Consider the following 18,242-nt stretch of genomic DNA (forward strand, 5'->3'; position numbering starts at 1 on the left):
GGCCGGGATCGAGAGAGGGGAGAACCGCGTGTACGTCTGCTCGTGCTTCGGCATCACCGAAGAGCAAGTCAAGCAGCATGCGGACGCCGGCCGCTGCACCCCTCGCCAGATCGCCTCCGCCTGCAAGGCGGGTACGGACTGCGGTTCCTGCGTACGCCGGATACAGGCGCTTCTCGGCCGCGGCGAGGGCTGTGCCACCCGTACGAAGCTCGACACGGCGAAGCCCGGCACGCCCGCGGCGCCCGCCGCCCCCGCGCCGGCCTCCCTGCCGGTCCCGCCCGCGCTGCCGGTGCCGGTGACGGCTCCGCTGCCCGCGGCCGCCAGCGCCGCCTGAGCTACTACCGAGCCGCCGAGCCGCTCAGCTGTCGGGCTGCTCGATGAGCTGCGCGATGTACAGCGGCTCCCCGAGCTTCTCGATGAGTTCGAGCTGGGTGTCGAGGTAGTCGATGTGGTGCTCCTCGTCGGCGAGGATGTCCTCGAAGATGTTGGCCGACGTGATGTCGCCCTTCGCCCGCATGACCTCGATGCCGCGCCGGAGGCGGTCGATCGCCTCGACCTCGACCTGCCGGTCGGCCTGGAACATCTCGGTGACGGTCTGCCCCACGCGGACGTGGAAGAGCCGCTGGTAGTTCGGCAGTCCGTCGAGGAAGAGGATGCGGTCGGTCAGCACCTCGGCGTGCTTCATCTCGTCGAAGGACTCGTGCCGCGTGTACTTGGCGAGCTTCGTCCAGCCGAGGTTCTCCTGCATCTTGGCGTGCAGGAAGTACTGGTTGATCGCCGTCAGCTCGCCCGTCAGCTGCTCGTTCAGGAACTCGATGACCTCGGGGTCGCCCTGCATGGCAAGCCCGTCCTTTCGGGAGGAATCCACACGATGGGCGCATCTTCGCACCGCCGGTGGAAGCGATCCAGTAAGTTCACACTTACTCCGCTGACCCGGGTTGTCATACTTTGCCCAGGTGCTGGTCGGTAGCACTGCATCCGGTCTGTCACCATGGACGCATGGGTCAGTCCGAACGCCGCGAAGGGGAGCTTCCTCCCGGGCAGCGGCTCCAGCGGGGCTGGCCGGTCACCCACTACGGTCCGGTGCCCAGGTTCAAGCCCGAACGGTGGGAGTTCCAGGTCTTCGGCGCCACGGCGGACGGCGGCAAGCGCGCCTGGGGCCACGAGGAGTTCGCCGCGCTGCCGTACGCGACGGTCATGGGCGACTTCCACTGCGTGACCAGGTTCAGCATGCTCGGGGTCGAGTGGGGCGGCGTCTCCACCGCCGAGATCCTGCGGCTGGCACCGCCCGCGCCCGACGTCACGCACGTCATGGTGTGGGCCGAGTACGGCTTCAGCTCCAACCTGCGGCTGGCGGACTTCGCCGACCCCCGGTCGATATTCGCGACCCACCGCGGCGGAGAGCCGCTGACCGCGGAACACGGCTTCCCGGTCCGGCTGATCGTGCCCCACCTCTACGCCTGGAAGGGTCCCAAGTGGGTCCGCGGCGTGGAGTACATGACCTCCGACCGCCGCGGCTTCTGGGAGGAGCGCGGCTACCACAACATCGGCGACCCCTGGAACGAGCAGCGCTACTCGTACCAGGAGGAGCCCGGCGACGGGCCGGAGTTGTAGCCGCCGGGCCCCTGCCGCGGGATCAGTGGTACCCGTGCACGACCGCGTGGCCCTTGCCGCGGCCGATCATCCACTTGTTGACGGGCGTGGTCACCAGGAAGGCGACCACGAAGGCCAGTGCGAGGCTCAGCCAGAACAGCGCGTCCGACAGCGTCGCGTCCATCGCGCCCGGGAACAGCAGGATCGTCCCGTTGTCCGCGATCTCCATGAAGACGATCGAGACGGTGTCGGCGGCGAGCGCCACCCGAACGGCGCTGCGCAGGTCGAGGCCCGCGCGCAAGACGCCGCGCATGGTGAGCGAGTAGCCGAAGACGAAGGCCAGCACGATCGCCAGGGCCATCGTCGGGACGTTGTGCCAGCCGAGGGCCGTACCGATCAGCATGCCGAGGACCTCACCGATCGCACATCCGGTGAGGCAGTGCAGCGTGGCCTGGACGGCGGTGCCCCAGGAGGCCGGGCCGGCGGTGTGTCCGCCGCCGTGGTGCCCGGCGCCGGTGTGCGCGGTGTCATGACGCGCGGTGCCGTGGTGCTCGTGGTGGGAGTGCTCGACGTGCTGCATCCTGTGTCCCCCAGGGATGGGTGCGGGTGTCGCCGTGTGCTGTCCCGGGTCTCAACGGTATACCCCCCGGGGGTATTCCCTGCCCCGTCCGGTCAGGCCGGGCGCAGCGACTTCAGGACGGCGACGTCCGTGGCCATCCCGGTGCCCTTGGGGCCGCCGTTCGGCGTCTCCACGATCAGCGGCACGCCTTCCGTGGCGGGGTGCCGGAACAGCTCCCCGAAGGCGGCGGCACCGATGTGACCTGCGCCGATGTTCTCGTGGCGGTCCTTGTGGGCGCCGACGACATCCTTGGAGTCGTTGGCGTGGATCAGCTTCAGGCGGCCCTCGCCGACCGTCGCCACCAGTTCGTCCAGCGTGGCCTTGACCCCGCCGACCGCCGCGAGGTCGTGCCCGGCCGCGAACACATGGCAGGTGTCCAGGCAGACGCCCAGCCGCGGGTGGTGGTCGAGGGTGTCGAAGTACGGGCCCAGGTCCTCCACGAGCGAGCAGAGCGAGAACCCCTGACCCGCGGTCGGCTCCAGCAGCAGCCACGGGTCGTCCTCGTGTGTCAGCTCCTCCAGCAGCGGCAGCATCCGCTCCCGGACCTGCGCCAGCGCCGTGGCCCGGGAACGGCCGCCGGTCGCCGACCCGGTGTGCACGACCGTGCCCAGCGCGCCGATCGCCCGCCCCCGGCGCAGCGAGTGGCGCAGCGAGTCGACCGAGTGGTCGACGGTCGCCGCGGTGTGCGAGCCGAAGTTGATCAGGTACGGCGCGTGGACGTACGCGGGGACGCCCTGCGCGGCACAGTGCTCGCGGAACTCCTCGTCCTGCCGCGGACTGCCGGGCGGGGTCGCCCAGCCGCGGGGGTTGGCGACGAAGACCTGCACGGTCTCGGCACCCATCCGCGCGGCCTCCGCCAGGCCTGTGGCGGCCAGGCCGCCGGCCACCGCGACATGGCCGCCGACGGGGTTGCGGAGCGCGGCGGCGCCGCCCTTGGACGTGGCTATCGCACCCACAGTGTGATCGTGCTGCCCTTCGGTGCCTCGGTGCCGCCGGCCGGCGACTGGTTGTTGACCTGGCCGGTGAAGAAGAACTGGATCACGCGGACGTCGAAGCCCGCGTCCTCCAGTTTCGCCTTCGCCTCGTCGACGTCCAAGCCTTCCACGTCCGGGACCCCGATCATCTCCTGGCCCTTGGAGACCGTCAGCGTGACCGTGTCCCCGGCCGCCAGCCGCGTGTTCGCGCCGGGTGTCTGCCCGGCGACCGCGCCCTCGTCCGCCTGGTCGGAGAAGACCCGCCGCGGGTCCACCTTCACCCGGAGGCCGGCTTCCTCCAATTGCCGGCGGGCGTCCGCCAGCGGCTGCCCGAGCAGGTCGGGGGCGTCGACCGGCACGCCCTTGCTCACCACCAGCGACACGGCCGAGTCCGGCCGCCGGCTGGCGCCCGAGCCGGGGTCGGTGGAGATCACCCGGCCCTGCGGCACCTCGTCGCTGAACTCCCGGGACACGGTTCCCGGGCTCAGGCCCGCGGCCTTCAGCCGCCGCCTGGCCTCGGCCAGCTCATCGCCCACGACGCCGGGGACCGTCACCCGCTCCGGGCCCTTGGACACGGTGATCGTCACCGTGCCGTTGTCCCGGATGCGCTCGCCGGTGCCCGGGTCGGTGGAGGCCACCTTTCCCCTGGTCATGGTGGGGTCGAACGCCTCGACGACCTCGACCCGGAGTCCTGCGTCGCGCAGCTGGCGCTCCGCCTGCGCCTGCGGCAGCCCGACGACGGCGGGGGTCCTGGTGAACTGGCCGTCATTGATGTACCAGATGCCCGCGCCGACCCCGAGGATCAGCAGCAGGGTCGTCACGACCGCGATCACCCCGGGACGCCGCCGGGACCGCGACCCCGGCCGGGACGCCACCCGGGGCTGCTGCCGGGTCGGCTCGGGCGACAGCTCCAGGCGCGCGGTGCGGTGCACCACCGTCGTCGGTTCCTCGGAACCGGCAGGTGCGGAGGGGGCCGGGGCGGGAATGCGCGCGCCCGGCGGCACCAGGTCCAGCTGCTCGGGCGTCATGCCCTGGCGTACCGAGTGCAGCCGCCGCAGCAGCTCCGCGGCGTCGGCCGGACGCCGCGCGGCGACGCGGGCGGTCGCCTCGGCCACCAGCGCGTCCAGCTGCGGGGGCAGCCCGGGGGAGGCGGCGGACGGGGCGGGCACGTCCTCGTTCACCAGCTGGTGGATCACCTGCACCGGAGTCCTGCCGCGGTGCGGCTTGCGGCCGGTGAGCATCTCGTAGAGCAGCACCCCGCAGGCGTACACGTCGGTGCGCTCGTCGGTCGTGAGGTTCTCGACCTGCTCGGGTGCCATGTACGAGACCGTGCCCAGCACCCCGCTGGTCGAGGTGTCCGTGTGCGTGCCCGCGATCCTGACCAGGCCGAAGTCCGCCACCTTGACGCGGCCGTCGTCCCCGATGAGGACGTTCTCGGGCTTCATGTCGCGGTGCACCAGCCCCGCCCGGTGCGCCGCGCCGAGCGCGGCCAGCACGGGCTCCAGGATGTCCAGCGCGGCGCGGGCCGGCAGCGCGCCGCGGTCGCGCAGCACGTCGCGGAGGGTGCAGCCGGCGATGTACTCCATGGCCAGGTAGACGTAGGTGCCGTCGGTGCCCTGGTCGTAGACCTGCACCACATTGGGGTGGTCGAGGCGGGCGACGGTCTTCGCCTCGCGGATGAAGCGCTCCACGAAGCCGGGCTCGGCGGAGAGGGCGGGGTGCATGACCTTCAGGGCGAGCAGCCGGTCCAGGCGGGTGTCCAGCGCCCGGTAGACCGTCGCCATGCCGCCGACCGCGATCCGGGACTCCACCCGGTAGCGGCCGTCGAGCGTCTGCCCGACGAGCGGGTCACGAAGCGTCGTCCTGTCCACGAAGGTGCAGTTTACGGTGCCGACATGACCCTTCTGGGCTAACGCGCCCAGGTTGTACCCCACCCGTGCGGTACCGCAACCGCCCCGTGACCCGGCGCGGCGGCGGCGTCCCGCTCGGGCACGGCCCCGGCCCGGGCGGGTTCCGCGCAGGTCGCGGCCCGCGCCGGGCCGCCGGTCAGGGGGCGCCGAAGGCGGGACGCTCCGGGTCGAACGTGGCGAGGCCCACAACGGGGGAGGACGCGGTCGCGTGGTGGCGGCGGGGGATGCGTCCCGCCCGGTACGCCAGGCGCCCGGCCTCGACGGCGTGCCGCATCGCCTCCGCCATGAGCACCGGTTCCCTCGCACGGGTGACGGCGGAGGCCAGCATGACGGCCGCACACCCCAGCTCCATCGCCAGTGCCGCGTCCGAGGCCGTCCCCGCCCCCGCGTCCAGGACCACCGGCACCGTCGCCCGCTCGACGATCAGCTCGAAGTTGTGGGGGTTGCGGATGCCGAGCCCCGATCCGATGGGCGAGCCCAGCGGCATGATCGCCGCGCAGCCCACGTCCTCCAGCTTCCGGGCGAGCACCGGGTCGTCGTTCGTGTAGGGCAGCACCGTGAAGCCGTCGTCCACGAGGATCTCCGCCGCGTCCAGCAGCTCCACCGGGTCGGGCAGCAGGGTGCGCTCGTCGGCGATCACCTCCAGCTTCACCCAGTCCGTGCCCAGCGCCTCCCGCGCCAGGCGGGCGGTGAGCACGGCCTCGCCCGCGGTGTAGCAGCCGGCGGTGTTCGGCAGCACGCGGATGCCGTGCCGGGCGAGCACCGACAGCACGGAGCCCTTGACCGTCGGGTCCAGCCGCCGCATGGCGACCGTGGTCAGCTCGGTGCCGGAGGCGAGCAGTGCCTGCTCCATGATCTCCAGGCTGGGCGCGCCGCCCGTGCCCATGATCAGCCGGGAGTCGAAGGTGGTGCCGCCGATGGTCAGCGGGTCGTCGGCCATGGGGGTCAGCCTCCCTGGACTGCGGTGAGGACCTCGACGCGGTCGCCGTCGCGCAGCGGCGTCGCCGGCCACTGCGCGCGGGGGACGACGGTCTCGTTGAGCGCGGCCGCCACCCCGGACGGAGCGGTGGCCAGGGACGCGACGAGGCGGTCGAGGGTCACGCCCTCGGCCACCTCCCGCGCCTCGCCGTTGACGGAGACGGACACAAGGACGGGCGCGGTCATGCCTGCTGCTCCTGGAGGGCGAAACGGTCGGGGGAGAAGGGCTCGGCCTGCGCGGGGACCGCCGACCCGGTGAGGACCTCGGCCATCACGTCGCCGGTCAGCGGGGTCAGCAGCACGCCGTTGCGGTGGTGGCCGGTGGCGAGCACCAGGCCGTCCAGTGCGCCGCGGCCGAGCAGCGGCGCGTTGTCGGGGGTGCCGGGACGCAGCCCCGCCTGCGTCGCGGTCAGCGGGAGTTCGGTGATGCCGGGGAGCAACTCGTGGGCGTCGCGGAGCAGTTCGTACACCCCGCCGGCGGTGACGGTGGTGTCCCAGCCCATCTCCTCGCTGGTGGCGCCGACGACCAGTTCGCCGTTCTCGCGCGGCACCAGGTAGACGTGCCCGCCGCGCACCACGGCCCGCACCGTCCGCGACAGGAACGGCGCATACGCCGGCGGCACCCGCAGCCGCAGCACCTGCCCCTTCACCGGCCGTACGGGCGGCAGCGCCCGTGCGGGCAGCCCCTCGATCCGGGCGCTGAGGCTCCCGGCGGCCAGCACCACCTGCCCGGCGGCGATCCGGGTGCCGTCCTCCAGGACGACCCCGTGCGCGCGGTCGCCCGCGACCTCCACCCGCGCCACCCGCGAGCGCCGGAACTCCACCCCCGACAGCTCGCAGGCGCGCACCAGCGCCGCCGCCAGCCGCCGCGGGTCGATCTGGTGGTCGCCGTCGACCCGCAGGCCGCCGTGCACGCCGGGGGCGAGCATCGGCTCCAGGCGGCGGCACTCGCGGCCGCCGAGCCACTCCGAGGCCAGACCCAAGGACTGCTGGAAGGCGTGGAGTTCGCGCAGCTGCGCACGGTCGTCGGCGTCGAGGGCGACGGCGAGGGTGCCGCACGTGCGGTATCCGAGGTCGAGGCCCGTGGTCTCCTCCAGCTCGGCCACGAAGGACGGGTAGCGCCGCGCCGCCGCCAGGTTGAGCTCCAGCAGCGCCTGCTCGCCGTACTGCACCTCGGTGACCGGGGCCAGCATCCCCGCGGCCACCTGGGCTGCCCCGCCGCCCGGTTCGGGGTCCGCGACCGCCGTGCGCAGGCCGCGCTGACCGGCCCGCCACGCGGTGACCAGTCCGATGATCCCGCCGCCGATCACGACGGCGTCATGACGGTGCATGATGTTCCCGCTCCTCCCTTCGCCGGCATGACCCGGATCAGGTTCGTACGGTCGGCGGCCGCTCCAGCCGCCCTCTCAGCCCGGTGCGCCGGGCTCCCGCGAGTGCTCCCGACCCACCTTAGTACGCACCATCCGCGGCGAGTAGGGCACCGGTACCGGCGGACGGCGCCCCCGCGGCGTTACGGTGATCGCGTGACCAGCAGCAGCGAACAGCGCGTCGTCGTCGTAGGGGCCGGGATGGCCGGGGTGCAGACCGCCGTGTCCCTGCGCGAGCAGGGGTGGGGCGGGACGATCACGCTGATCGGCGCGGAGCGGCACGCCCCCTACGACCGGCCGCCGCTGTCCAAGGGCGTGCTCTTCGGCGCCGAGGAGGGCCCGGCGCTGGACGTCGACTTCGCCGGCATCGGCGTCGAGCTGCTGCTCGGGCGGCACGCGAGCGCCCTGCGCACCGGCGAGCGGGAGGTCCTCACCGACGGCGGCCCGGTCGCGTACGACAAGCTCGTGCTGGCCAGCGGCGCCGAGCCCGTCATGCTCCCCGGCAGCGAGGGAACGCCGGGCGTGCACGTGCTGCGCACCCTGGACGACGCCACCGCGCTGCGCCCGGTGCTGGAGGGCCGGCACCGGGTCGTGGTGGTCGGCGCGGGCTGGATCGGCGCCGAGTTCGCGACCGCGGCACGTCACGCGGGGTGCGAGGTGACCGTCGTCGAGGCCGCCGACCGCCCGCTCGCCGGTGTGCTGCCCGCGCACATCGCCGAACGGATGCGCGGCTGGTACGCGGAGGAGGGCGTCGAGCTGCGCACCGGCGCGGTCGTCGCCTCCGTCGAGCCGGGCGCGGTGCGGCTGGCCGACGGCAGCGTGCTCGCCGCCGAGGCGGTCGTCGTCGGGATCGGCGCCCGGCCGGCCACCGGGTGGCTGGCCGGTTCCGGCGTGGAGCTGGGGCCGGACCGCTCGGTCCTCGCCGACGACCGGCTGCGCACCTCGGTGCCGGAGGTGTACGCCGTCGGGGACTGCGCCTCCTTCCCGTCGGCGCGGTACGGAGAACGGCTGCTGATCCACCACTGGGACAACGCGGTGCAGGGGCCGCGCACGGCCGCCGCGAACATCCTGGGCGGGGACGAGCCCTACGACCCCGTCCCCTACTTCTGGTCCGAGCAGTTCGGGCGTTTCGTGCAGTACGCCGGATACCACGTCGACTCCGACCACATGCTGCTGCGCGGCGACCCCGACGGCACCGCCTGGTCGGTGCTGTGGCTGCGCGACGGCCAACTGGTGGCCCTGTTCGCCGTGGGACGGCCCCGCGACCTGGCGCAGGCCCGCAAGCTCATCGCGCGCGGCGCCCACCTCGACGAGGCACTGGCGGCCGACCCGGCGGTCCAGCTGCGGGCCGCGCTCGTCTGACCCGCGGGCCGGGCCGGACGGGCGCTGCGGCGTCGGCGGCGCGTAGCGGACCCGTCAGGACGGAGCAACGGGGGGCGTGAGCGGTTCCATGGTGTCGGTCCGGGATGGCACGCTTGTCCTGTGACCGAGATCGACGCAAAGACCGACTCCCTCGTCCCCTCCTGGCTGTACGTACCCGACGTCGCCGAACGCCTCGGCGTCGAGGTGACCCGGGTCCGCCAGTTCATCAAGGAGGGCCAGCTCATCGCCGTGCGGCGCGGTGAGAACCGGGCGCTGATGATCCCCGCCGACTTCATCGGCGAGGAGAAGATCGTCAAGGGCCTCGTGGGCACCCTCACCGTCCTCAAGGACGACGGGTTCAGCGACGAAGAGGCCCTGGAGTGGCTGTTCACCCCGGACGAGAGCCTGCCCGGCACCCCCGTCCAAGCGCTGCGCGACAACCGCGGCACCGAGGTGAAGCGGCGCGCCCAGGCGCTCGCCGTCTGACCGTACGACCCGCCACCGACGCAGCCACCCGAGGGGGACCCGCCCGTATGAGCACGCGTACGAGCACGAGCAGCAGCACGAGCAGCAGCACGAGCACCAGCCCGAGCAGCAGTACCCGCGCCCAGCTCGCCGATGCCCGGCTCTACCTGTGCACGGACGCGCGCAGGAGCCACGGAGGCCTGGCGGAGTTCGCGGCGTTCGCGGACGCCGTGCTGGCCTCCGGGGTGGACGTCATCCAGCTGCGCGACAAGGGCCTGGAGGCCCGTGAGGAGCTGGAGTACCTCGCGGTCCTCTCGGAGGAGTGCGGACGCCACGGCAGGCTGCTCGCGGTGAACGACCGCGCCGACGTGGCGCACGCCGCCGGGGCGGACGTCCTGCACCTGGGCCAGGGCGACCTGCCCGTGCCGGCCGCCCGCGCGATCCTCGGCGACGAGGTGATCATCGGGCGGTCCTGCCACTCCGAGGCGGAGGCGGCCGCGGCCGCCGCGGAGCCCGGTGCGGACTACTTCTGCACCGGGCCGGTCTGGCCCACCCCGACCAAGCCCGGCCGGTCCGCGCCCGGAATCGGCCTGGTCCGCTACGCGGCGGGCCTGGGCACGGACCGGCCGTGGTTCGCGATCGGCGGGATCGACCTGGCCAACGTGGAGCAGGTGCTCGACGCCGGGGCCCGCCGGATCGTGGTCGTACGGGCCGTGACGGAGGCGGACGACCCGGGTGCCGCGGCGGCCGAGCTGGCCAAGCGGGTGCGCGCGTACGACGGGTGAGCGAGGTCCCGGCGGGGGCCCGCGCCGGCCGGGTGGCTTACGGCTGCCGGGCGCCCCGCGGGGCCGTCTCGCGCCGCGAGCGCCGGATGTCCAAGGGGTGGACATTTGGGCGTCGCCTGTTGGGACGGCCCAGCTCTCGCCGCTAGCCTGAGGCGCATGGCCCTCGGAACCGCCTCCACCAGGACCGATCATGCGGTCACCATTCGTGAGCTGCTGGCCTCCGGTGAGCGCTCGTACTCCTTCGAGTTCATGGCGCCGAGGACCGAGAAGGGCGAGCGGACCCTGTGGAACGCGATCCGCCGCATCGAGGCGGTGGGCCCGACGTTCGTCTCCGTCACCTACGGCGCGGGCGGCAAGTCCCGGGAGGGCACGGTCCGGGCGACCGAGCGGATCGCCTCCGACACCACCCTGACCCCGGTCGCCCACCTGACCGCGGTCGACCACTCCATCGCCGAGCTGCGCAACATCATCGGCCAGTACGCGGACGCGGGCATCCGCAACATGCTCGCGCTGCGCGGGGACCCGCCCGGCGACCCCATGGGGGAGTGGCTGCGGCACCCGGAGGGCGTCGACTACGCCTACGAACTGGTGCGGCTCATCAAGGAGTCGGGCGACTTCTGCGTGGGCGTCGCCGCCTTCACGGAGATGCACCCCCGCTCGGCCGACTGGGAAAGTGATACGCGTCACTTCGTCGAGAAGTGCCGGGCGGGCGCGGACTACGCCATCACCCAGATGTTCTTCAACGCCGAGGACTACCTGCGCCTGCGTGACCGGGTCGGGAAGGCGGGCTGCGAGACCCCGATCATCCCCGAGATCATGCCGGTCACGAACGTGCGGCAGATCGAGCGCTTCGCCCAGCTCGGCAACGCGCCTTTCCCGCAGGAGCTCGCGGACCGTATCCTCGCGGTCAAGGACGATCCGGCCGCGGTGCGGGCGATCGGGGTCGAGTACGCGACGGAGATGTGCCGGCGGCTGATGGCCGAGGACATCCCGGGGCTGCACTTCATTACCCTTAATCACTCCACGGCGTCGTTGGAAATCTACGAGAATCTGGGACTGCACCAGAGGTCGTGAGGGCGGACCAGCCGCCCCTGTTGGCCGACGACGGTGAACGGTGAGGAAGTGCGCTCATGGCCTACACAGTGCTCTACATCGCCTTCGGGGTGGTCGCGCTGTGGCTGCTCGGTGAAGTGCTGCTGCAGTACAAGGCACGGCTGAGGTGGCGCCTGCTGGCCTTCGCGGGGTTCCTCGGAGTCGTCCTGGGCGTCTACCTGCCCTCGGTCCTCGTCATCGTGGTGGGTGCGCTCGCCTTCGGCGCCGGCCAGACCTTCGTCACGCTCTCCTACCGCCGAGGCTTCGTCGAGGGCTGGGCGCTGCGTTCCCCCAAGGAGGGTGCCGACGACGAGGACGACGACGCGCCGCCGCTGCCGCGCCGTGGCGCCGGGCGCCGCGGCCGGGGCGCGCAGTACGAAGAGCCGTCTGCCGACGACCTGTCGACGCCGTACGAGGAGCCCGGCAACGAGGCCCCGGCCGGTGCGGGCGTCGGGCAGTCCTACGACAGCTACGCCACCGCCGGCCAGGCCGCCGCGGCCCCCGCGGGGACGGACTCCACGCAGGTCTACCAGCCCATGCCCATGCACGAGGAGAGCGGCGAGTACCCGATGTACGACGGGCAGCCGCAGCCGAACTACGCCCAGGACCCCTACGCGGGCGCCGGCGCCGGCTACCAGAACTACGACGCCACCACCGGCTACGGCGACTGGAACGGCGGCCAGCAGCAACAGCAGCCCGCCGCCGCCTCGTACGACGGCTACGGCCAGCAGCAGCAGACCGGCGGCTGGGAGCAGCAGCAGACGGCCTACGGCAACTACGCGGGCGGCTACCAGGACCCGTACCAGGGGCAGGGCGCTCCACAGCAGCAGCAGTACGGCTACGACACCCCGGCGGGCGGCGTGTGGGTGCCGCAGCAGGGCGGGGAGCAGCAGCCCTACGCCCCGCAGCAGCAGAACTCCTACGACCAGCAGGGCCAGCAGCAGGCGCAGCAGCAGGGCCAGGGCCAGGGGCAGTACGACCAGTACGACCCCTACCGCTACAACTAGCGCCCGACGGCGGGCCCGTCGGCAGGCCGGCGGCGGCAGCGGCGCGCGCGACTCAGCGGCTGCCGCCCGGGCCGCCCATGACGAGGTCGGCGGCGATGGCACCGGACATGCCGGTGTGGGCGAGGCCGCCGCCGGGGTGGGACCAGCCGCCCACCAGGTACAGACCCGGGACGAGCAGCCGGTTGCCGGGGTGCAGATGTGTCCCGTCCGCGCCCGCCAGGGCGGGGCGGGGGAGCCGGCCGCCCGGGGTGCCGGTCTCCTCCTCGGTGTCGGCGGGGGTGTGCACGGCCCGCCACAGCAGGCGGTCCGTCAGATCGGGCAGCACGGCGGCCGCGGCCGCCTGCGCCGCGTCCGCGGCGCGCTCGGCCAGGCCCGGCGCACGCCAGTCCACCCCCGAGGGGCCGTGGGGCGGGACCGTCACGCCGAGCGTGACCGACTCCGAGGCGCCGTCGGGCCGCAGGGCGTCGTCGTCGGGGCGCAGCACCGTGACCGTCGGGCTGTCGTACAGCTCGCCGCGCGCCACGGCCGCCGCCTCGGCCTGCAGGTCCGCGGTGTGCACCACCGTACGGTGCACGGCGTCCGAGGGCCGGGCCCCGCGCAGCGCCAGGCAGACCGTGAGGCGCCCTGGGCCCTCGCAGCGGGGGCCGGGACCGACCCCGTCCCACACCCGGTCGGCGGGCCAGGCGCCAGCGGCGCCGTGCGAGACCAGCGGGGGCAGCAGCCACGGGGCGACACCGGCGACCACGGTGTCGGCCTCCACCCTTGTGCCGTCGGCGAGTTCGAGGCCGGCCGCGCGGCCGTCCTTCTCCACGATCCCCGCGACCCCGGTCCCGAAGTGGAACTCCACCCGCCGCGCCACGCACCGCGCGTGCACGGCGTCGGCCAGTGCCCGCATGCCGCCGCGCACGTACCAACTGCCGAAGGTCTGCTCCATGTACGGCAGCACGGCGGCGCTCGCGGGCGCGGTACGCGGGTCGAAGCCGTACGCCAGGGCGTGGGAGCCGAGCAGTGCGGCGAGCCGCGGATCGTCCAGTTCACGCCGGGCGACGTCGGCCAGGGTGGGTGCGCCGCGCCGGAACAGCCCACGGCGTACGGCGGGCGCCGGATACGGATCGCGGCCGAGCGCGGACGGGTCGCCCGCGAGCGCGTCCTCCAGCAGGGGGCGGCGCGTGGCGTCCCAGACCTCCCGGGCCCGCACCAGCAGCTCGCTCCAGCGCTCGCCCGCGCCGGTGCCGAGCGCCGCGTCCAGGGCCGCGACGACGCCGCCGCGCGACGCGTTGGGCAGCGACACGGACGTGCCGTCGGAGAAGACGTGGCGGCTCGCCGGGTCGACCTGGGCGAGTGAGACGCTGTCCTCCAGACTCTCCCTGCCGGTCTTGACGAACAGGTCGCGGTAGACCGCCGGCAGGTGCAGCAGACCGGGGCCCGTGTCGAACCCGAAGCCCGCGCGCTCCAGCCGCCGCACCGCGCCCCCGTGGGTGCCGGCGCGCTCGTACACCGCCACCCGGTGCCCGCCGATCGCGAGCCGGGCGGCGGCAGCCATGGCGCCCATCCCCGCGCCGATCACCGCAATCCGTGCCATGAGGGGGACTCTAGCCCCAGCCACCGACAACGCCGCGACCGGCCTTGCGGCGCTCTCTTCGGGCCTTCCAGCGCTGCCAGGCACGGCGGATCCGCGACAGTATGAAGATCACCAAAATGATGCCCAGCACCAGCAGCACCGCCGCGACGCAGGCCGCGGCCACCGGGTGGAAGAGCGCGAAGACGATGATCGTGGCGACGCCGGCGTCCTCCGCCAGGCTGATAACGATGTTGCTCGCGGGTTCCGGAGAGGTGTTGACGCCCAACCGGAGCCCGGCCTTCACCAGATGGCTCACCAGCGCCGTCGTCCCGCCGACCGCGCCCGCCGCCAGTTGCGGCAGCGAGCCGTCCTGTCCGGCCAGCAGGGCCGCCACCACAGCTCCGGCGACCGGCCGGATCGCCGTGTGCACGGCGTCCCACGTGGTGTCCACGTACGGGATCTTGTCCGCGACCGCCTCGCAGAGGAACAGGATCCCCGCGACGACCAGCACGTCGGTGCGCTCCAGCGCCGGCGGCACCTCGTCGCTGACGCCTGTGACGCCCATCAGGCCCAGCAGGAAGACCACGGCGTAGGCGTTGATCCCGCTCGCCCAGCCGCTGGTGAACACGAGCGGAAGTACCGACATGGGCCGTGATGCTACCGAACCCCCGGAAAGGCACCGCCGCCTTTGAGCGATACGACCCGGTGATGAGTACCTGTACTCAGACCCCCACTTGAGTACCTGCGCGGATGAGCGCGGACCGGCCCGGACGCCAAGGTGGAGGCAACGGAAGGGCACGGCACCGGCACCGCCGACACGGGGCGGCGGAACGGCTGCGACGCCCGGCCGGAGCGGGGGTGCACGGGGGAGCGCCGTCCCGGAACGGCCCGACGGGGGATCGGGCCGCGCCGGGGCGGTGCGCCACCGGGCGCGCTCAGGCGCGGGCGTGCCCCGCGACCCGTCCCTGCAGGAGCCGCGACAGGGCCGCGTGCACGTCGTCGATCGAACGCTCGGGCTGGAAGGACAGCCAGTCCAGCGCCGCCACGAGCACCATCCCGAAGAGCGCGGCCGCCGTGAGCGGCACGTCGATCTCCTCGGACAGCTCGCCCGCCGCCACCGCGTCGCGCAGCGTCTGCTCCACGACCGCGACCGCCTCCTTGCGCAGCACCATGAGCGTGTCCTGCCAGGCGCGGTTGGTCCGCCACAGCTCGGCCACGTACAGCTGCGTGAAGGACGGGTACTCCGCGATGAAGGCGAGCCCGGCCCTGACCATCGCGTCGATGGCGTCCACGTGGCTGCCGCCGCGCGCGGTGACGTCGGCGCCCGCCTCCCGCAGGGAGGCCGTCAGCAGGCCCACGCCGTGCCTCAGCAGCTCCTCGAAGAGCTCGTTCTTGCTGGCGAAGTTGTAGTAGACGGTGCCCTTGGCCACCCCGGCGCGCTCGGCGATCTCGTCGACCGTCGTCGCGGAGAAACCCTGCTCGGCGATGAGCGTGACCGCGGCCTGGAAGAGCCTCTGCCGGGTGGCCTGCCGTCGTGCACTGTTCATGACGACGATTCTCTACGCTCCGGGCGGTCGTATCGGCGCGGCCTCACAGGGAGAGCTCCGGATGCAGCCGGTCCACCGTCCACACCTGCTTGCGGCGGGCCGACACCGCGGTCAGCGCCAGCGCCCCCGCGGTGAAGGCGAGCAGCACCAGGACGGCCCGCCACACCGGCCAGAGCCCACCGCCCGTGATGAGGTGGCGCAGCCCCTCGACGACGTAGGTCATCGGCAGGAAGGGGTGGATCGCGTTGAAGAAGTCCGGACTGGTCTGCACCGGGTAGGTGCCGCCCGCCGAGGTGAGCTGCAGCATGAGCAGCGCCAGCACCAGCACGCGGCCGGCCGGCCCGAAGCGGGCGTTGAGCCACTGCACGACGGCGGCGAAGCAGGCGGTCACCAGCAAGAGGAAGCCGATCGTCCCGGCCGGCCGCACCATCTGCAGGCCGATCGCCCAGTGCAGCACCGCCATCAGGGCCAGCGTCTGTAGCACCCCTATGGCCAGCACCGGCAGCCACCCGGCCACGGCGATCCGCCGGGCGGGGGCGCCCGCGGCCATGGCGCGCCTGCTGAGCGGCTGCAGCAGCATGTAGGCGACCATCGCGCCGACCCACAGCGACAGCGGGATGAAGTAGGGGGCGAAGCCCGTGCCGTAGTTGGGCGCCCTGTGCACCGACCGCGCGGCGAGCCGGACCGGGTCGGCCATCACCTCGGTGCGGCCGGCGCGCTCCGGGCCGTCGTAGTCGGGGATCCGGGACGCGCCGTCGTGCAGGCCGTCGGCGAGCTGCCCGCTGCCGTCGGTGAGCCGGGTCAGGCCGGTCGTCAGCCGGTTGCTGCCGTCCGAAAGCCGGTACATACCGCCCGCCAGGGTGTCGGCGCCCGAGGCCAGGTCCCGCAGCCCGGCGTCCAGGGCGCCCGCGCCGGCGGAGGCGGTCCGCAGTCCCTTCGCCACCTTGTGGGCGCCGTCGTTGAGCCGGTTGACGCCGTCGACGGCGCTCTGGAGCTTCGTGGCGAGCGCCGGGTCGGACAGCTCCACGGCCGCCGAGTGCAGCGTGCCCAGGTCGTCGCGGAGCCCGTCCAGGTCCGCGGAGTGCCCGTGCACATAGGTGTCGAGGCGGCGCGCGACGTCCGCCACGTCGTCGGCGGCGTCGACGGCCTTCCGCAGCGTCCGGCACTGCGGGGTGACCGCGCCCAGGGGGCACTGCTCGTCATAGGCGTCGTGGATCCCCGCGGCGGCGTCCTCGGCGTCCTGGGCCGACCGCGCCGCCTGCCCCGGCAGGTCGTCGATGCCGTCGCGGGCGGCCTGCGAGCCGCGGGCGACGACCAGCGCCACCGCGTTGATCTCCTTGACGTGCTCTCTGACGAAGGTCAGTTCGTCCGAGGCGCCGTTGACCTTGTCCGCCAGTGACTGCGTCCCCGCGGCGACCTGCCCCGCTCCGGTGTCGAGCGCTCCCAGCCCGCCGGCGAGGGAACCGCTGCCCTGCTTCGCCGTGTGCAGGCCGTCGGCCAGCCGCCGCGCGCCGTCCTCGGCGCCGGAGATGCCGTCGCCGAGCTTCTTGGAGCCCGTACGGGCCGTGCCCGCGCCCTTGGTGACGTCGTCGGCGCCGTCGGCGGCCTCGACCGTCTCGTCGTGGAGGTCGGAGAAGGCCACGAAGATCCGGTCGTAGAAGTTCCTCGACGCCTTGGTGGAGGCGGCGGACCGCACTTCGGAGAAGACCGTTCGCGAGATCTGCCCCACGATGTAGTTGTTGGCGTCGTTGGTGCGCACCTGGAGCGCGCCGGTGCGCGGGTGGTCGCCCGAGCTCGACGCGACGCGCGCGCTGAAGTCCCGCGGGATGGTGAGCGACAGGTAGTAGTCGCCGTCCTGGACGCCCCTGGCGGCCTCGGCGGCGCCGGTCTCGTGCCAGTCGAAGGTGCCGCTCTCCCGCAGGCCGTCCACGATGGAGTCGCCCGCGGCGAGCCGTCGTCCGTCCACGGTGGCGCCCTCGTCGGCGTTCACCAGGGCGACGGGGATCTTGTCCAGCCGCCCGTAGGGGTCCCAGAACGACCACAGGTACAGGGCGCCGTAGAGCAGCGGCAGGAGCAGCAGCGACACCATGGCCGCGCGTGGCAGCCGACCCCTGCCGAACTTCCTCAGCTCAAGCGCTGCCAGCCTCGGCGTGCGCATCGGCCGCCCCTTCCTCGTCGGTGTCGTCGTGGTGCTCGTCGCGGTGCTCGGCGTCGCGCTCGGTCGCGTGGCCGTCCGCGTGGCCGTCCGCGGCGGGTGCCCGGGTGCGTACCACCACGGCGTCCTCCGGTGCCTGCGTGCACACCGCCAGCACGGTCGTGCCGTTCGCGGCGATGCCGCGCAGCATCGCCCAGGCCCGCTCGCGTTCGGCCGGCGCCAGCTTGTGGTCGGTGTCGTCCACCGCCAGCACCTCGGGACGGGTCAGCAGCGCGAGGGCGGTGCCCAGGCGCAGGGCCTCGAGCCGCTCCAGGTCCCGGGCGGCGGTGCGTTCGGCCTTGGGCAGTGCCGACAGGTCCAGCCCGGCGGCCGAGAGCGCCTCGTCGACGCGCGCCGCTTCGGTCCCGCCGGGCCGCAGCAGTTCGCGCAGCGAGCCACCGAACCGCCGCCGCAGCAGCGCGCGTTCGCGCAGGTGCTCGCCGACGGTGAGGGCGGGGTCGAGTTCCGAGACCCCGGTGACGGAGCCGAGCGCGGCGACGCGGCGGACCGCGGCGAGTTGCTTGGGCAGCCGGAGCCCGGCCACCTCGGCCCGGCCCTCGGTGGCGCGCATACGCCCGGTCAGCGACAACAGCAGGCAGGTCCGGCCCGAGCCGGAAGCTCCCTCGACGGCGATCAGACTGCCCGCCGGCGCGGTGAAGGTGACGTCCCGGAACACCCGGCCCCGGGGCCCCTCGAGCCCGAACCCCTCGGCGGTGATCACCCGGTCACTCCTTTCTTTTGAACTGACTGGTCAGTGCAAAAACTCTAGCCCACGGGGCCGCCGGGCC

19 protein-coding genes and 1 riboswitch are annotated in these 18,242 nt (G+C 73.5%); of the genes, 7 read left to right on the forward strand and 12 right to left on the reverse strand.

The genetic code is table 11. The features are described from left to right. The first annotated feature begins 28 nt into the window (after nucleotides 1-28). On the forward strand, nucleotides 29-334 hold the full coding sequence (locus tag CHF15_RS02385) for a (2Fe-2S)-binding protein (RefSeq protein ID WP_089221881.1): 306 nt from the start codon (nucleotides 29-31) through the stop codon (nucleotides 332-334). 24 nt (nucleotides 335-358) lie between these two features. On the opposite strand, the gene bfr is transcribed toward CHF15_RS02385, so the two are convergent. Next, nucleotides 359-838: a bacterioferritin gene (gene bfr, locus CHF15_RS02390; protein ID WP_089221882.1), complete on the reverse strand. Its 480-nt coding sequence runs from the start codon at nucleotides 836-838 to the stop codon at nucleotides 359-361. A 161-nt stretch (nucleotides 839-999) separates the two neighbouring features. On the opposite strand from bfr, the gene CHF15_RS02395 reads away from it, so the two are divergent. Next, nucleotides 1,000-1,614, forward strand: a complete 615-nt coding sequence (locus CHF15_RS02395; RefSeq protein ID WP_089221883.1) for a sulfite oxidase-like oxidoreductase — start codon at nucleotides 1,000-1,002, stop codon at nucleotides 1,612-1,614. A gap of 22 nt (nucleotides 1,615-1,636) precedes the next feature. Here CHF15_RS02395 and CHF15_RS02400 read toward each other — a convergent pair whose 3' ends face one another. From CHF15_RS02400 to thiO, 6 genes are all read right to left on the reverse strand, one after another. Next, complete coding sequence (locus CHF15_RS02400) at nucleotides 1,637-2,173, reverse strand: DUF4396 domain-containing protein (protein ID WP_089221884.1); 537 nt, start codon at nucleotides 2,171-2,173, stop codon at nucleotides 1,637-1,639. A 92-nt stretch (nucleotides 2,174-2,265) separates the two neighbouring features. After that, complete coding sequence (locus CHF15_RS02405; protein ID WP_089221885.1) at nucleotides 2,266-3,168, reverse strand: deoxyribonuclease IV; 903 nt, start codon at nucleotides 3,166-3,168, stop codon at nucleotides 2,266-2,268. Continuing rightward, nucleotides 3,156-5,057, reverse strand: a complete 1,902-nt coding sequence (gene pknB, locus CHF15_RS02410; RefSeq protein WP_089221886.1) for a Stk1 family PASTA domain-containing Ser/Thr kinase — start codon at nucleotides 5,055-5,057, stop codon at nucleotides 3,156-3,158. The genes CHF15_RS02405 and pknB overlap by 13 nt, the downstream gene beginning before the upstream one ends. A gap of 175 nt (nucleotides 5,058-5,232) precedes the next feature. Beyond that, nucleotides 5,233-6,036, reverse strand: coding sequence for a thiazole synthase (locus CHF15_RS02415; RefSeq protein ID WP_089221887.1), 804 nt, complete (start codon nucleotides 6,034-6,036; stop codon nucleotides 5,233-5,235). Nucleotides 6,037-6,041: 5 nt separating this feature from the next. Beyond that, nucleotides 6,042-6,260 carry a sulfur carrier protein ThiS gene (gene thiS / locus CHF15_RS02420; RefSeq protein ID WP_089221888.1) on the reverse strand — a complete coding sequence of 73 codons (219 nt, stop codon included), beginning with the start codon at nucleotides 6,258-6,260 and terminating at the stop codon, nucleotides 6,042-6,044. After that, nucleotides 6,257-7,405 carry a glycine oxidase ThiO gene (thiO, locus tag CHF15_RS02425; protein ID WP_089221889.1) on the reverse strand — a complete coding sequence of 383 codons (1,149 nt, stop codon included), beginning with the start codon at nucleotides 7,403-7,405 and terminating at the stop codon, nucleotides 6,257-6,259. Before thiO ends, thiS begins: the two co-directional genes overlap by 4 nt. Next, nucleotides 7,402-7,515, reverse strand: a riboswitch (TPP riboswitch). Its footprint overlaps the gene before it by 4 nt. Before the next feature lie 82 nt (nucleotides 7,516-7,597). Here thiO and CHF15_RS02430 point away from each other — a divergent pair. The 5 genes from CHF15_RS02430 (at nucleotide 7,598) to CHF15_RS02450 (ending at nucleotide 12,152) form a co-directional block, all read left to right on the forward strand. After that, nucleotides 7,598-8,803: an NAD(P)/FAD-dependent oxidoreductase gene (locus tag CHF15_RS02430; RefSeq protein ID WP_089221890.1), complete on the forward strand. Its 1,206-nt coding sequence runs from the start codon at nucleotides 7,598-7,600 to the stop codon at nucleotides 8,801-8,803. Between the two features lie 120 nt (nucleotides 8,804-8,923). Next, entirely contained in the window at nucleotides 8,924-9,289 is a 366-nt protein-coding gene (locus CHF15_RS02435; RefSeq protein WP_089221891.1) for an Rv2175c family DNA-binding protein, read from the forward strand. 47 nt (nucleotides 9,290-9,336) lie between these two features. Continuing rightward, complete coding sequence (gene thiE / locus CHF15_RS02440; protein ID WP_089221892.1) at nucleotides 9,337-10,053, forward strand: thiamine phosphate synthase; 717 nt, start codon at nucleotides 9,337-9,339, stop codon at nucleotides 10,051-10,053. A 156-nt stretch (nucleotides 10,054-10,209) separates the two neighbouring features. Then, nucleotides 10,210-11,127, forward strand: coding sequence for a methylenetetrahydrofolate reductase [NAD(P)H] (gene metF / locus CHF15_RS02445; protein WP_089221893.1), 918 nt, complete (start codon nucleotides 10,210-10,212; stop codon nucleotides 11,125-11,127). Between the two features lie 56 nt (nucleotides 11,128-11,183). After that, nucleotides 11,184-12,152, forward strand: coding sequence for a hypothetical protein (locus CHF15_RS02450; protein WP_089221894.1), 969 nt, complete (start codon nucleotides 11,184-11,186; stop codon nucleotides 12,150-12,152). A 52-nt stretch (nucleotides 12,153-12,204) separates the two neighbouring features. On the opposite strand, the gene CHF15_RS02455 is transcribed toward CHF15_RS02450, so the two are convergent. From CHF15_RS02455 to CHF15_RS02475, 5 genes are all read right to left on the reverse strand, one after another. Next, nucleotides 12,205-13,734 carry a phytoene desaturase family protein gene (locus CHF15_RS02455; RefSeq protein ID WP_179279624.1) on the reverse strand — a complete coding sequence of 510 codons (1,530 nt, stop codon included), beginning with the start codon at nucleotides 13,732-13,734 and terminating at the stop codon, nucleotides 12,205-12,207. A 10-nt stretch (nucleotides 13,735-13,744) separates the two neighbouring features. Continuing rightward, entirely contained in the window at nucleotides 13,745-14,359 is a 615-nt protein-coding gene (locus CHF15_RS02460) for a DUF4126 domain-containing protein (RefSeq protein ID WP_089221896.1), read from the reverse strand. Between the two features lie 289 nt (nucleotides 14,360-14,648). Continuing rightward, nucleotides 14,649-15,260 (reverse strand): TetR/AcrR family transcriptional regulator, encoded by a 612-nt coding sequence (locus tag CHF15_RS02465; protein WP_089221897.1) that lies wholly within the window; start codon nucleotides 15,258-15,260, stop codon nucleotides 14,649-14,651. Nucleotides 15,261-15,303: 43 nt separating this feature from the next. Continuing rightward, complete coding sequence (locus CHF15_RS02470) at nucleotides 15,304-17,418, reverse strand: YhgE/Pip domain-containing protein (protein WP_089221898.1); 2,115 nt, start codon at nucleotides 17,416-17,418, stop codon at nucleotides 15,304-15,306. Further along, nucleotides 17,390-18,175 carry an ATP-binding cassette domain-containing protein gene (locus tag CHF15_RS02475; protein WP_089221899.1) on the reverse strand — a complete coding sequence of 262 codons (786 nt, stop codon included), beginning with the start codon at nucleotides 18,173-18,175 and terminating at the stop codon, nucleotides 17,390-17,392. Before CHF15_RS02475 ends, CHF15_RS02470 begins: the two co-directional genes overlap by 29 nt. Nucleotides 18,176-18,242: the final 67 nt, after the last annotated feature.

Source organism: Actinacidiphila glaucinigra, from assembly GCF_900188405.1.
GTDB lineage: Bacteria > Actinomycetota > Actinomycetes > Streptomycetales > Streptomycetaceae > Actinacidiphila > Actinacidiphila glaucinigra.